Origin of the sequence: Streptomyces sp. NPDC059455 (assembly GCF_042750115.1) — a bacterium.
In the GTDB taxonomy this organism is placed as follows: Bacteria; Actinomycetota; Actinomycetes; order Streptomycetales; family Streptomycetaceae; genus Streptomyces; species Streptomyces endocoffeicus.
Window position 1 is genome coordinate 23,484 of sequence record NZ_JBHYVB010000067.1, and the last position, 14,202, is coordinate 37,685.

At 70.5% G+C, this 14,202-nt stretch carries 11 protein-coding genes; 4 read left to right on the top strand and 7 right to left on the bottom strand.

What is annotated here, in order from left to right; all coding sequences use genetic code 11:
• The coding region (locus tag ACFXB5_RS24010; protein ID WP_385211325.1) for an alpha/beta hydrolase at positions 1 to 1,457 on the top strand (1,457 nt) is incomplete at its 5' end.
• Between the two features lie 104 nt (positions 1,458 to 1,561).
• Here ACFXB5_RS24010 and argS read toward each other — a convergent pair.
• The gene (gene argS, locus ACFXB5_RS24015) at positions 1,562 to 3,349 is read right to left on the bottom strand and encodes an arginine--tRNA ligase (protein ID WP_385211327.1); all 1,788 of its coding nucleotides are present in this window, start codon (positions 3,347 to 3,349) and stop codon (positions 1,562 to 1,564) included.
• A 155-nt stretch (positions 3,350 to 3,504) separates the two neighbouring features.
• On the opposite strand from argS, the gene lysS reads away from it, so the two are divergent.
• On the top strand, positions 3,505 to 5,253 hold the full coding sequence (gene lysS / locus ACFXB5_RS24020) for a lysine--tRNA ligase (RefSeq protein ID WP_385211328.1): 1,749 nt from the start codon (positions 3,505 to 3,507) through the stop codon (positions 5,251 to 5,253).
• Between the two features lie 93 nt (positions 5,254 to 5,346).
• On the opposite strand, the gene ACFXB5_RS24025 is transcribed toward lysS, so the two are convergent.
• The 3 genes from ACFXB5_RS24025 to ACFXB5_RS24035 all read right to left on the bottom strand — a co-directional run bounded on the left by ACFXB5_RS24025 (position 5,347) and on the right by ACFXB5_RS24035 (position 8,713).
• Positions 5,347 to 6,801: a DUF2637 domain-containing protein gene (locus tag ACFXB5_RS24025; RefSeq protein ID WP_385211330.1), complete on the bottom strand. Its 1,455-nt coding sequence runs from the start codon at positions 6,799 to 6,801 to the stop codon at positions 5,347 to 5,349.
• 97 nt (positions 6,802 to 6,898) lie between these two features.
• Complete coding sequence (locus ACFXB5_RS24030) at positions 6,899 to 7,603, bottom strand: hypothetical protein (protein ID WP_385211332.1); 705 nt, start codon at positions 7,601 to 7,603, stop codon at positions 6,899 to 6,901.
• 147 nt (positions 7,604 to 7,750) lie between these two features.
• Positions 7,751 to 8,713 (bottom strand): DUF3558 domain-containing protein, encoded by a 963-nt coding sequence (locus tag ACFXB5_RS24035; RefSeq protein WP_385211334.1) that lies wholly within the window; start codon positions 8,711 to 8,713, stop codon positions 7,751 to 7,753.
• 163 nt (positions 8,714 to 8,876) lie between these two features.
• Here ACFXB5_RS24035 and ACFXB5_RS24040 point away from each other — a divergent pair, with 163 nt between their 5' ends.
• A complete protein-coding gene (locus ACFXB5_RS24040) occupies positions 8,877 to 10,133 on the top strand; it encodes an RtcB family protein (RefSeq protein WP_385211336.1) in 1,257 nt (418 codons plus the stop codon).
• A 209-nt stretch (positions 10,134 to 10,342) separates the two neighbouring features.
• Complete coding sequence (locus ACFXB5_RS24045; RefSeq protein WP_385211338.1) at positions 10,343 to 11,059, top strand: DJ-1/PfpI family protein; 717 nt, start codon at positions 10,343 to 10,345, stop codon at positions 11,057 to 11,059.
• Between the two features lie 15 nt (positions 11,060 to 11,074).
• Here the strand turns inward: ACFXB5_RS24045 and ACFXB5_RS24050 are convergent, their stop codons facing one another.
• The 3 genes from ACFXB5_RS24050 to ACFXB5_RS24060 all read right to left on the bottom strand — a co-directional run bounded on the left by ACFXB5_RS24050 (position 11,075) and on the right by ACFXB5_RS24060 (position 14,065).
• Positions 11,075 to 12,313 (bottom strand): cytochrome P450, encoded by a 1,239-nt coding sequence (locus ACFXB5_RS24050; RefSeq protein ID WP_385211340.1) that lies wholly within the window; start codon positions 12,311 to 12,313, stop codon positions 11,075 to 11,077.
• Between the two features lie 137 nt (positions 12,314 to 12,450).
• Positions 12,451 to 13,839 (bottom strand): NAD(P)/FAD-dependent oxidoreductase, encoded by a 1,389-nt coding sequence (locus tag ACFXB5_RS24055; protein ID WP_385211341.1) that lies wholly within the window; start codon positions 13,837 to 13,839, stop codon positions 12,451 to 12,453.
• The gene (locus ACFXB5_RS24060) at positions 13,829 to 14,065 is read right to left on the bottom strand and encodes a ferredoxin (protein WP_201851507.1); all 237 of its coding nucleotides are present in this window, start codon (positions 14,063 to 14,065) and stop codon (positions 13,829 to 13,831) included. The genes ACFXB5_RS24055 and ACFXB5_RS24060 overlap by 11 nt, the downstream gene beginning before the upstream one ends.
• Between the last annotated feature and the right edge of the window lie 137 nt (positions 14,066 to 14,202).

Here is a 14,202-nt window from a genome sequence, read left to right on the forward strand (position 1 = left end):
GCCCCCCCGCCGCCCCCCCCGCCCTCCGGGGGGGGGCGCCCGCCACCGCCCCCCCGGACCCGAAGATCGACCCGACCGCCGCCGCGCCCGACTGGGGCGCCTGCGAGGGCACCGGGCTCGACCCCCGTCAGGAATGCGCCACGCTCACGGTGCCGCTGGACTACCGCGACCCCGGCGGCAAGCGGATCTCCCTCGCCGTCTCCCGCATCCCCAGCGAGCGGCCGCAGGCCCGCCGGGGCACCCTGCTGCTGATCCCGGGCGGCCCCGGATCGCCGGGGCTGAACCGGCCCAGCACGCTCGGCAAGCGGCTGCCGGAGTCGGTGCGGGACGCGTACGACATCGTCAGCTTCGACCCGCGCGGCCTGGGACAGTCCACCCACACCGGATGCGATCTGAACCCCGCCGATCTCTCGCTGCTCGCCTCCCGCCCGTGGCCCGGCCCCGGCGGGGACATCACGCGGAACATCACCACCGGCCGCCGCATGGCCGACACCTGCGCCCGCAACGGCGGCGAACTGCTGCGCACCATCAGCACCGTCAACGAGGCGCGGGACATCGACAGCGTCCGCCGGGCGCTCGGCGAGCGGAAGCTGTCCGCGTGGGGCGTCTCCTACGGGACGTATGTGGGCTCCGTCTACGCGCAGATGTTCCCCGAGCACACCGACCGCTGGGTGCTGGACAGCAATGACGACCCGAACCCGGAGCGGGTGGAGCGCGGCTGGCTGGCCAACTACGCCGTGGGCGTCGAGGACACCTTCCCCGACTTCGCCCGCTGGGCCTCCGCCCCCGACAGCCCCGTCCGGCTCGCCGGGACCCCCGACGAGGTGCGGCGGCGGGTCCTGGAGCTCGCCGCCCGGCTGGACGCGAAGCCGCTGCCGTGGCCCGGCGCCAACCCGCCCGAGCTGAACGGCAACGCGCTGCGCCAGTCCATGCTGAACGCCCTGTACTCCCGGGACGACTTCGAGAGCCTGGCCCGGCTGATCGTCGACGCGGACGCGGGCAAGGCGCCCGCCGATCCACCGGCCGACCCCCCGCAGGATGCCGCCGCCGTGTCCCTCGCGACCATCTGCAACGACGTGGAGTGGCCCACCTCCCTGCCCGGCTACGCGCGGGATGTCGCCGCCAGCCGTAAGAGCCACCCGCTCACCGCGGGCATGCCGGTGAACGTCATGCCGTGCACGTTCTGGCATGACGCGCCGCGGGACAAGCCGGTGCGGATCACCGACCAGGGGCCGTCGAACGTCCTGCTGGTGCAGAACAAGCGCGATGTGGCCACCCCGTACAGCGGCGCGCTCAACCTCCGGCGTTCCTTTGGGGACCGCGCTCGGATGGTCAGCGTGGACGCGATGGGGCATGGCGCGGCGTACATGGAGAACGGCAGCGCCTGCGCGGACCGGAGGGTGACGGAGTTCCTGCTGACCGGGGAGCGGCCGAAGCGCGATGTGCTCTGCCGGTGATGCATGTGACGCCGGTGATGGCTGTGACGTCTGTGACAAGCCGCCGATGAACGCGGAGAGCCCCGCCCCGGGAAGCCGGGGCGGGGCTTTTCACACGCGGTGGCTCAGAGGCGCTCGGGGGTGCGGATGCCCAGCAGGGACATGCCCTGCCCCAGCGTGCGCGCCGTGATGTCGCACAGGAAGAGGCGGTTCTCCACCTGGGCCGGGCCGCCCTCCGCCTTCAGCACCGGGCACTGGTCGTAGAAGGTCGTGTAGAGCGAGGCCAGCTGGTAGAGATACCCGGCCAGCTTGTGCGGCTCGTACCCGGCGGCCACCTCGCGCAGCGTCTCCCCGAACTGGTCGAGGTGCAGGCCCAGCGCCCGCTCGGCCGGGGCCAGCGGAAGCTCGGGGTGGGCCAGCGCCCGCTGCCCCTCCCCGGCGCGGCGCAGGATCGACTGGATCCGGGCGTACGCGTACTGGAGATAGACCGAGGTGTCCCCGTTGAGCGAGACCATCTGGTCGAGGTCGAACTTGTAGTCCCGCGAGGCGGAGGTGGACAGATCCGCGTACTTCACCGCGCCGACGCCGACCTGGGCGCCGCGCTCGAGGACCTCCTCCTCGGTGAGGCCGAGCTTCTCGCTCTTCTCCCGGACCACGGCCGCGGCCCGCTCGGTGGCCTCGTCCAGCAGGTCCTCCAGCCGCACCGTCTCGCCCGCGCGGGTCTTGAACGGCTTGCCGTCCTTGCCCAGGACGGTGCCGAAGGCGAGCTGCACGGCGTGCACCTGGTCATTGAGCCAGCCGATCCGGCGGGCGGTCTCGAAGACCATCTTGAAGTGCAGCGACTGCCGGGCGTCCACCACATACAGCAGGGTGTCGGCCTTCAGGTGCTGCACCCGGTCGCGGATCGCGGAGAGGTCGGTGGCCGCGTAGCCGAAGCCGCCGTCGGACTTCTGGACGATCAGCGGCACCGGATTGCCCTCGGGGCCCTTGATGTCGTCGAAGAAGACGCACAGCGCACCCTCGGAGCGCACGGCGACACCGGACTCCTCCAGCAGCCGGCAGGTCTCGGCCAGCATGTCGTTGTAACCCGACTCGCCGACCACATCGGGGTCGTGGATCTCGATGTCCAGCTTGTCGAAGACCGAGTAGAAGTAGATCTTCGACTCGTCCACGAACTTCCGCCACAGGGCGATGGTCTCCTCGTCGCCCGCCTGGAGCTCCACCACTCGCCGCCGGGACCGCTCCTTGAACTCCGCGTCGGAGTCGAAGTGCGCCCGCGCGGCCTTGTAGAGCCGGTTGAGGTTGGACATGGCCTCCTCGCCGGAGGAGGCGTCCTTGTGGTCCAGCTCGTGCGGGTGCTCGATCAGATACTGGATGAGCATGCCGAACTGGGTGCCCCAGTCGCCGATGTGGTGGCGGCGGACCACCTTCTCGCCCGCGAACTCCAGGATCCGCACCACCGCGTCGCCGATCACCGCCGAGCGCAGATGGCCGACGTGCATCTCCTTGGCCACATTGGGCTGGGCGTAGTCGATCACGGTGGTGCCGGGCGCCTGCGCGAACGGCACGCCGAGGCGGTCGTCGGCGGCGCGGGCGGCGAGGGTCGCGGTGATCGCGGAGTCGGCGATCGTGATGTTGAGGAAGCCGGGGCCGGAGACCTCGATGTCGGCGATCACCGGATCGGGGTCGGCCGAGGTGGCGGCGACCGGAAGGTGCGCCACGACCTTGGCGGCCAGCTCACGGGGGTTTCCCTTGAGCTGCTTGGCCAGCGCCAGCATCCCGTTGGCCTGGAAGTCGGCCCGGTCGCTTCGTCGCAGCAGCGGGTCCGCGGAGCCGGCCTCCGGCAGAGCAGCCGAGAGGGCGTCCGCGACGCGCTGATGGACCGTAGCGGCGAGGGAAAGGACCGATGCCATGGATGAGGTGCCATTCCGGTAGTGGTGGTATGGGCAATCCAGTATTTCACGGCGGGTCCAACGATTTCCCCGGCCTGTGGACAACCCGGGCTCTCCGGCGGCCCCTGTGGGCAAATCCGGAGGGGCCTGTTCCGTCTGGGACAATGGGCGGTGCCATGACCGCTAGGAAGGAAGTGCCGACCGTGGCTCAGAGCACCGAGACCGACTGGGTCTCCCGATTCGCCGACGAGGTCATTGCCGAGGCGGAGCGCCGCGCCCCGGGCAAACCTGTCGTCGTCGCCTCGGGCCTCAGCCCGTCCGGCCCGATCCACCTCGGCAATCTGCGCGAGGTCATGACCCCGCACCTGGTCGCCGACGAGATCCGGCGCCGGGGCCGCGAATGCGTTCACATCCTGTCCTGGGACGACTACGACCGGTACCGCAAGGTCCCGGCCGGGATCGACCCCTCCTGGTCCGAGCACATCGGGAAGCCGCTCACCTCGGTCCCGGCCCCGCCCGGGTCCCCGTATACGAACTGGGCGGAGCACTTCAAGGCGCCGATGGCCGAGGCGCTGCGCGAGATGGGCATCGAGTTCCACCCCATCAGCCAGACCGAGATGTACACCTCGGGGGCGTACCGGGAGCAGATCCTGCACGCGATGCGCCACCGCCGGGAGATCGACGCCGTCCTGGACCGGTACCGCACCAAGGACAAGCCCGGCGCCAAGAAGCCCAAGCAGCAGCAGAAGCCGGTGGACGAGGCCGAGCTGGCCGCCGCCGAGGGCTCGGGCGCGGCCGCCGAGGACGACGGCAGCGCGGGCGAGGCGGGTTACTACCCGTACAAGCCGTACTGCTCGGTCTGCGAGCGCGATGTGACCACGGTGACCTCGTACGACGACGAGACCACCGAGCTCGCGTACACCTGCGCGTGCGGCCACGGCGAGACCGTCCGCCTGAGCGAGCACAACCGCGGCAAGCTGGTCTGGAAGGTCGACTGGCCGATGCGCTGGGCGTACGAGGGCGTGGTCTTCGAGCCCTCGGGCGTCGACCACTCCTCGCCGGGCTCGTCCTATGTCGTCGGCGGCCAGATCGTCCGCGAGGTCTTCGGCGGGGAGCAGCCCATCGGCCCGATGTACGCGTTCGTGGGCATCAGCGGCATGGCCAAGATGTCCTCCTCCAAGGGCGGTGTGCCCACCCCGGCCGACGCGCTGGAGATCATGGAGGCGCCGCTGCTGCGCTGGCTGTACGCCCGCCGACGGCCCAATCAGTCCTTCAAGATCGCCTTCGACCAGGAGATCCAGCGGACCTACGACGAGTGGGACGCCCTGGAGCGGAAGATCACCGAAGGCGCGGCCCAGCCCGCGGACGTGGCCGCGTACCGCCGCGCGACCCGCACCGCCACGGGCGAGCTGCCCAGCACCCCGCGCCCGCTGCCGTACCGCACGCTGGCCTCGGTGGTGGACATCACCACCGGCCATGACGAGCAGACGCTGCGCATCCTCGGCGAGCTCGACCCCGACAACCCGGTGAAGTCCCTGGAGGAGACCCGGCCCCGGCTGGACAAGGCCGAGCGCTGGATCACCACCCAGGTCCCGGCCGATCAGCGCACCCGGGTCCGGGACGAGCCGGACACCGAGCGGCTGGCCGAGCTGGGCGACACCGAGCGGGAGTCGCTGCGGCTGCTGCTCGACGGCCTGGACGACCACTGGTCGCTGGACGGCCTCACCACGCTGGTCTACGGGGTGCCCAAGATCCAGGCGGGGCTGTCGCCGGAGGCCAAGCCGACACCGGAGCTGAAGGTCGCCCAGCGGTCGTTCTTCGCGCTGCTCTACACCCTGCTGGTCGGGCGGGACACCGGCCCGCGGCTGCCCACGCTGCTGCTGGCGGTGGGGGCGGACCGGGTGCGCAAGCTGCTCGCGGCCTGACCTCCGCGACTCCCGGGCGCCGGGCGGACGGCCTCACGGCCGCCGCCCGGCGTTCGGGCTTCGCGGGGTGGCCGCGGGACGGCTACGGGGTGGCTACGGGATGGCCTCGCGCTCCAGGCGGACGCGCTCCTTGAAGTCCTCGACGTACCCGGCCAGCTCGCTGTTGCTGAGGTCGGTCACGCCGTAGGTCTCCCGCAGCCGCTGCCCGAACTGGTACGCGGAGGGGTACCGGCTGTGGTCGGCGAGGAACTGGCGGAAGGTCGCGTAATAGACCTCCTCGCGCGGCACGTCGTCCGGCAGCCGGTTCAGCTGCTGCTCCGGCTGCAGCTCCTCGTAAGCGAACCGCTCGGGCTCGCGCTGCTCCGGTACGTAGACGCCCTGATGGGTCCCCACGCCCTCACCGCCGAGCGGCCGCACCCGGCCGCCGGGCCCGACCGGAACGGTCAGCTGGGGCTGCGGGGGCTGGGGCTGCTCGAATTGCTGCGGCTGCTGCTCGGGCCGCGGCGCCTGGCCCGGGACCTGCTGGTCCTGCGACTGGAACTGCTGCGGCTGCGGTGCCTGCTGCGGGTGCTGGAACTGCTGGGGCTGCTGCTCGACCGGCACGGGGTGGGCGGCCGCCGGGTCGAAGGGCACGGCGTTCCGGCCGTCATGGCCCTGCCCGGCGGGCTGCTGGTACACCGGCAGGGGCAGCGAGAGCGGCAGCTCCTGCGTCTGGGGCTGCTGGGGGTGCTGCTGCGGGCCCGGGTCCGGCACGGCCCCCGGCGCGCCGTACGGGCCCGGCTGGGCCTCCAGGGACGCGTTCTCGGGCCCCTTCTCGTCCGCCGCGGCCGACCGGCCCGAGGGGAGCGCGGTCGCCGACACCGTGGTCGGGTCCAGACCGGCCGCCGCGAGCCCCGCCGGGGCGGTGTCCGCCAGCGGCACCCCGAACCGCGCCAGCCGCAGCGGCATCAGCGACTCCACGGGCGCCTTACGGCGCCAGGAGCGCCCGTAGCGGGCCCGCAGCCGGGCCTGGTAGACCAGCCGGTCCTGCTCCAGCCTGATGACCTCCTCGTAGCTGCGCAGCTCCCACAGCTTCATCCGGCGCCACAGCCGGAAGGTGGGCACCGGCGCGAGCAGCCAGCGGGCGATGCGGACCGACTCCATGTGCCGGTCGGCGGTGATGTCGGCGATCCGGCCGACCGCGTGCCGCGCCGCCTCGACGGAGACGACGAACAGGATCGGGATCACGCCGTGCATGCCGACGCCGATCGGGTCCGGCCAGGCGGCCGCGCCGTTGAAGGCGATGGTGGCCGCGGTCAGCAGCCAGGCGGTCTGGCGCAGCAGCGGGAAGGGAATGCGGATCCAGGTGAGCAGCAGATCCAGCGCGAGCAGGACCACGATCCCCGCGTCGATGCCGATCGGGAAGACATTGGCGAACTTGCCAAAGCCCTTGTCGAGGGCGAGATCGCGCACCGCGGCGTAGGAACCGGCGAAGCCGATCGCCGCGATCACCACCGCCCCGGTGACGACCACCCCGGCCAGTATTCGGTGCATCCGTGTCAGTTGCATCGCGGCCACCCGCGACCCCTCCCCGTCCTCAACAACAGCCGCATCAGCGTCGCATACACGTCAAGGCTCGTGGGCGGGAAGGGGTCGTGTCGGCGGGTCAGGCTCCGCTCTTGGCGCTCTTACCGATGGCGCCGACGGCCTCCTTGGCCGCGGACTTGGCGTCCTTGAGCAGGTCGGCCGCATCCGGGGCCTTGGCGGTCTCATAGCCCGCGCCGTCGTACTGGAGGGTGATGACGACATTGGCGGTGCGGACCACGACCGTCTGGTCGCGGAAGTCGTCGCCGTCCTTCTTCTCCTTGGTGCTGACCGAGGTCGCGTCGTCGCCGATGCCCGCGACCTTCTCGGTCTTGGGGTCGGTCACCTTACCGGCGGTGGCGGCCCTGCTCGCCTGCTGGGCGGCGTACTCCCCGGCGCGCTTGTCGCCGGAGCCGAGCCCCGCGTCGGAGTGGAACAGCTTGAGGGAGACGGTCAGCGAGCGGTAGTCGAAGTCGTCGAGGCCGCTCCACAGGCAGCTGGCCGACGTATTGGTGTCGGCCGAGGGAAGGGCCTTGCCCTTCTTGTTCTGCGCCTTGGGGACGAGATCGTCGACCGTCTTCCCGGAAAGCGTGGAACACACATCGGGCAGCTTGCCGAACTTGGCTGCCGCGACGGTGGGTGAAGCACTGGGCGAGCTGGGTCTCGCTGAGCCACCGGCGTTCTTGTCGTCCTTCTTGTCCGAGCCGGAGGAGCAGCCGGCGACGAGCACCACCGGTACGGTCGCGCAGGCGAGTATTCGGGCGAGTCGCGGGGCTGAACGGTGCATGGGTCCTTCGCTCATTCTCTGTCGATGGGCGGACGTGCCGCCCGCGTCATTAGTCGGCACGGTACGCGGCCGAGGCGCGGGCGTCCCAATTTCCGAGGTCTCCGCGGGGAGGGGACGGGGGGCTCGCGGGGGTGCGGCGAGGACCCGTTATTCGTTGAGGCGACCGGTCAGCTCATCGGCCAAGTCCTGGGCGTTTTCCTGCAGTTCCTGGCTGCTGGGAATGTGCTTCTTGTCGGTCGTCCACTGGTCGTACTCAATGGTGGCAATCACATTCGACGACCGGAACACGACGGTGATGTCGCGGTGGATACCCGAGTCCTTGGTGATCAGTTGGTCGTTGAGAAAGGCGTCGTCACCGAGGTCGTCCAGCCGGCGCGGGGCGGTGTCCTCCGAGGCGGTGTCACTTTCGTCACTTCCGCCGCTCGCGTCGGCGCCCGCGGAGGGACTATCGGTGCTTTTGCCTCCCCCGTCGCTCTTGCCGCCCTTACCGGCTTCGTCGCCCTTGTCGCCCTTGCTGCTCTGGCCGGGCTCATCGGCGCTCGAACTGGCGGAGGCGGAGGAGCCACTGTCGGCGCTCGCGCCGCCCTCGTCGCCCGCGCCGCCGTCCGAGCCGCTCTCCGAGCTGGAGGGGCTCGAGGGAGGGCTCGTGGCGTCCGGGATATCGGCGGCGACGGCCTTCTTCTCGTACGTCTCCTGGGCCCGGTCGTCATCGCTGACCGAGGGGTCGTACGAGACCACGCGCTGGAAGTCGATCGTGAGATAGCGCGTGCCGCTCGTGGTCTCCACCTTCCAGCGGCAGCCGTCCCGGCGGTCTATGTCATACGTCACGGCCGCCTGGCCGTCGTACACCTTGTCGTCCTGCTCGGCGCCGGGCAGCAGGGCCTGGAGGGTCTTCCGGCTCACCGCGCCGCATGCCTCGGGCAGGGTGCGATAGCGGCCGGGCTCGGCCGAGACGGCCGTCCCGGAGTCGCCGGAGGCGCCGTCGTCCGGGTCGGTCGTCGAATCGGAGCCGGTGCATCCGCCGAGCCCCGCGGCGGCGAGCACGGTGATGAGCACGGCGACGGCCGGGGTGGCCCGCCGTCCGTACGCCCTTCGCTGCGCTGGCTGCACTGTCCGTGTCCCTTCGAGCGACGGAAAACTCCTTGCCGCCCGCAGGCGGTGGCTGGACACAATGTCTATCGCACGCACTGCCGTGCCTGCCGGTCGCCCGCCGTCTATGGGGCATTGGCCCGGCTTTTGCGTTTTCAGTCTTTTACGGGGGAATGAGTACATCATGTCGTATGTCGAGGTACCCGGCGCGCAGGTGCCGATCCGGATGTGGACCGACCCCTCGACGGTCGAGGGCGTGGCCATGCAGCAGCTGCGCAATGTGGCCACCCTGCCCTGGATCAAGGGCCTCGCCGTAATGCCGGATGTGCATTACGGGAAGGGTGCCACGGTCGGCTCGGTGATCGCGATGCAGGGCGCGGTGTGCCCGGCGGCGGTCGGGGTGGACATCGGTTGCGGGATGTCGGCCGTCAAGACGTCGCTGACCGCCAACGACCTTCCGGGCGATCTCTCGCGGCTGCGGTCCAAGATCGAGCAGGCGATCCCGGTGGGGCGCGGTATGCACGACGACCCGGTGGACCCGGGGCGGCTGCACGCGTTCCCGACGGCGGGGTGGGACGACTTCTGGAGCCGGTTCGGGGGAGTGGCCGAAGCGGTCAAGTTCCGCCAGGAGCGGGCCGTCAAGCAGATGGGTTCGCTCGGATCCGGTAACCACTTCATTGAGTTCTGTCTCGATGACGAGGGTTCGGTCTGGCTGATGCTGCACTCCGGCTCCCGCAACATCGGCAAGGAGCTGGCCGAATACCACATCGGCGAGGCCCGGAAGCTGCCCCACAACCAGAATCTGGTCGACCGCGACCTGGCCGTCTTCATCGCGGACACCCCGCAGATGGCGGCGTACCGGCACGATCTCTTCTGGGCGCAGGAGTACGCGAAGTACAACCGCGCGATCATGATGGCGCTCTTCCAGGACGTGGTGCGCAAGGAGTTCAAGAAGGCCCGCCCGGTCTTCGAGCCGGTGATCAGCTGCCAGCAGGAAGATGCCGAAGGTCATATGAGGACCGTCGAGTACCGCCCTGGTGTGATCAGCTGCCATCACAACTATGTCAGTGAAGAGCGGTACGAGGGGATGGATCTGCTGGTCACCCGCAAGGGAGCCATCAGCGCGGGCTCGGGGGAGTGGGGGATCATCCCCGGCTCCATGGGGACGGAGTCCTACATCGTCCGTGGCCTGGGCAACCCCGAGTCGTTCAACTCCGCCTCGCACGGTGCCGGCCGCAGGATGAGCCGGAACGCCGCGAAGAAGCGGTACTCGGCGCGGGACCTGGAGGAGCAGACGCGGGGCGTGGAGTGCCGTAAGGATTCCGGCGTGGTCGACGAGATCCCGGCCGCCTACAAGCCGATCGGACAGGTCATGGAGCAGCAGCGGGACCTGGTCCAGGTGGTCGCGAAGCTCAAGCAGGTCATCTGTGTGAAGGGCTGAGCTCAGGACTCTACGTGATCGATGGGCCCCGGACCGGCGACGGTCCGGGGCTTTCGCCTGCTCGGGCCGCTAGGTCAACGCGCGGTCGACGCCGCGCACGCCCGCCCTGCTCAAACTGACGTTGGCAAAGGCTCCATGGCAGGAAAATGGCGAACTCTGTCAGATCTGCTACTCGTTCACGAGAGTGTGGGACTACTAGCGTTACCGGCATGAGCAATGAAGAAAACGCTGGCAGTGAACGCCAACTGGAAGTCGCAATTCTTCTCTTCAACGGTCTCACCGCACTTGACTTTGTGGGCCCGCACATGATTTTCGCGAGTGCGGGAATGAAGGTGCACCTGGTCTCCGCGACACCCGAACCCATTGTCAGTGACAATGGGACGGTAATCGTGCCGAACGCCACCTTCGATGACTGTCCGACCCGCCTGGACATTCTGTTCGTGCCCGGAGGGTTCGTCGGCGAGACGATGTGCGACAGCGCGACCCTGGCCTTCCTCGCCGATCGCGGTGCGAAGGCTTCGTACGTCACCTCGGTCTGTAACGGATCGCTCGTCCTCGCCGCAGCCGGGCTGCTTGACGGCTATCGCTCGGCCACGCACTGGGCCACGCGCGGCCATCTGGCACAGTTGGGCGTCGAGGTGTCGACGGAGCGCGTGTGCATAGACCGGAACAGGATGTCCGGCGGCGGTGTGACCGCGGGCATCGACTTCGGGCTCACGATCGTTGCGCACGTCTTCGGTGATGATGTCGCGAAATTCTGTCAGCTGGCCGCGGAATACGACCCGAAGCCGCCGTTCGACGCGGGTATCCCCGAAAAGGCGGGGCCCGAAACGGTAGCTACGTTCGATAAAATCATGGGGGAGGCCGACGTGGAACTCCAACGGGCCGTGTCCCATGTGCTCGAACAGCGGGCGATGGTGAGTTAGCGGCAGGGGCAGCCCCTAACGCTTGAGGCCGTCGTACGCGATGGCCAGGTGCCGCGGCCCTCTGAGGACGGCGTTGCGGCGGTACGGGGGCGGGTCCTCGACAAGGCGCGGGTTGTCCAGCCGGCGGACGAGTTCGGTCAGGGCGGCCTGCGCCTCGAGCCGGGCCAGGGGCGAGCCGATGCAGTTGTGGATGCCGCTGCCGAAGCCGAAGTGCTGGTTGTCCGGGCGGTCGGGGAGGAAGCGGTCCGGCTCCGGGAAGCGCTGGGGGTCCCGGTTCCCCGAGGCCGGGACGAGCCACAGGGAGGCGCCCTTGGGGATGGTGGTGCCGCCGATCTCGATGTCGTCGAGCGTGGTGCGCTCGGGCAGCAGTTGTACGGGCGGCTCGAACCGCAGCAGCTCCTCCACCAGCGGGTAGATCATCTCTGGGTCCTCGCGCAGCTGCTTGAGGGCGTCGGGGTGGCGCAGCAGGGTGAGCATCCCGTTGGTGATGATGTTGACGGTGGTCTCATGGCCCGCGATCAGCAGCAGCGTCAGATTGCTGAGCATCTCGGACACTGACATCGGGCTCTCGTCGCCCCCGCGCTCGGTGGCCAGACCGGAGATCATGTCGTCCCGGGGCGCGCGGCGGCGCTGGTCGATCAGGCCGGAGAGATAGGCGGCGAGCTGGTGCCGGGCCTCCCGGACGGCCTCCCGGTGGGCCTGTCGCTCCTCGGGCGTGCCGGAGGGTGGCTCGATGGCGGTGGCCACGGTGTCGGCCCAGCCGTGGAAGCGCTGCTCGTCCTCCGGGGGGACGCCGAGCAGACGGCAGATCACGGTGACGGGGAAGGGGTAGGAGAAGTCCTCGACCAGGTCGATCCGGTCCCGGCCCTGGAAGCGGTCGATGAGGCCGGAGACGATTCCGGAGATCTCGCCGCGCAGGTCGTAGACCCGCCGGGGCGCGTGCGGAGGGCCGTACGTCCGCATGATCAGCCGGCGCAGCCGGTCGTGGTCGGGCGGGTCGAGCCGGATGAAGCTCGGCGGCAGGTCGGGGTCGTCGGTGGCGGCGACGGTTCTCGCCTCGGGGGCGAGATGGCGGACGTCGGAGCTGACCCTGGGGTCGTGGAGCAGGCTGTGGATCTCCCAGTAGGTGCTCACCAGGTAGGGGCCGGACTCGTCCCGCACCACGGGCGTCCTGCGGAGCTCGGCGTACAGCGGGTACGGGTCGGCGCGGTTGGCGTGGTCGAGGATCTGGCCCAGGAGTGCGACCGACGTCATGGTGGAGTCCTTCCGGGTGCGGTGCCGGTGGTGCCCGCGTCAGGGGGGAAGGCGGCGCGGGTGGTGCCCGCGTCAGGGGGGAAGGCGGCGCGGGTGGTGTCCGCGTCAGGGGGGAGGTGGCGCGGGTGGTATCCGCGTCAGGCGGGGGTGAACGTGACGCGCTGGTCGGTCGGGGAGTGGCCGCTGACGGTGACCTCGGGGCCGTGGCTGGGCACCGAGGGGTCGGGGAACCCGGCCGGCACCGGCCGCATGCCCTCGGTCCGGCGGTCGACGGTGGTGAACGGCAGGGGGAAGGGCGCCGCCCGCTCGATCTGCCGCTGGTAGAACTCCAGCCATTTGGCCTGGTCGAAGGTGACGGCGGCGATGACGCGGCCCTGGTAGCCGTAGGCCGCGGTGAAGCGGTGCTCGCTCAGCGACCCCTGGCTGACGAGGATCTGGTCGGCCATGTTCGGCACCCCGACGGACTTGATGTTGCGGCCGAACTGGGCCGACCAGAAGTACGGCGTCCACAGGTGCGGGCGGCGCCGCTCACCGGGGCTGATCATGTTGTGGGCCGCGACCTCGGCCTGCGCGACCGCGTTGCCCCAGTGCTCCAGGGACAGGAACTGGTAGCCGAACAGCGGATGCGGGGAGCGGGCCACGTCCCCCGCGACGAAGACGTCGTCGGAGACGATGCCCCGGATGTCAAAGGCCCGGCAGCCCGCGTCGCAGGCGATCCCGCGCGGCCCCGCGGCCAGTCCGGAGCCCGCGAGCCATTCGGTGTTGCGCGTCGCGCCCAGGGCGACGACGGCCACCTCCGCGTCCAGCGCGTCGCCGTCGGAGAAGTGGGCCCGCCGCAGCCTGCCCGCGCCGTCGCCTTCCAGCCCGGTGACCATCACACCGCAGCGCAGATCGACGCCGTACTGGTGCTGCAGCTCGGCGGCCACCTCGCCGATCACCCCGCCCAGGGCGCCCACCAGGGGAGCCGGACCGCGTTCGGCGACCGTGACGGGCAGCTCCCGCTCACGGCAGACGGAGGCGATCTCCGAGCCGGTGAACCCGGCACCGATCACCAGCACCCGGCGGGGTCCGGCCCGCAGCCGGTGGACCAGCCGGGCGGCGTCGTCCGTGGTCCGCAGCACGAAGACGCCGTCCAGGCCGGCCTCCAGCTCGTTCGGCCACGGGCGGGAGCGCACACCGGTGGCGATCAGCAGCCGGTCGTACTCCACCGAGGTGCCATCGGCGAGCGCCACCCGCTTGGCCGCCATGTCCAGCGCGGTCGCGGCGACGCCCAGCCGCCACCGCCCGTCGATCGCGTGGCGGCGGGGGAGGGCCGTTCGGCCGACCGGCACCAGGCCGAGCAGGACCTGCTTGGACAGCGGCGGGCGGTCGTACGGCTCGTACGGCTCGTCACCGATCATGGTGAGCGTGCCGGTGAAGCCCTCCTCCCGGAGCGTCTCGGCGGCCCGCAGCCCCGCCAGGGAGGCGCCCACGACGACGATGTGACCCTCGCGCCGGAGCCGCTGCAGGGAGCCGTCAAGCGCCATCGGAGGCACCCACCCGGTCCGCCGTCCACCTGCCGCCCGCGCCCTCCACGGTGATGGCCCTGACCGGGCACGCCGCCACCGCCCGTAGCACGTCCGCGCGGTGTGCGTCGTCCGGCTGCGCGTCGTACAGCAGCGCTTCCTCACCGTGCATCGCGAACACGTCGGGCGCGAGGAAGGCGCACTGCGCGTAGCCCTGGCACCGGTTGAGATCAACGACAACCCTCATGACGCCTCCGCTTCACCGCGAGGAATCACCGCGAGGAACACGGCGAGGAATCACCGCGAGGTGACGGCCACTCCCAGCATCGGAGCGTCCCCGGGATGGCGCACACGCACTGAGCCGAACGGGCGACGGCGGGTTGT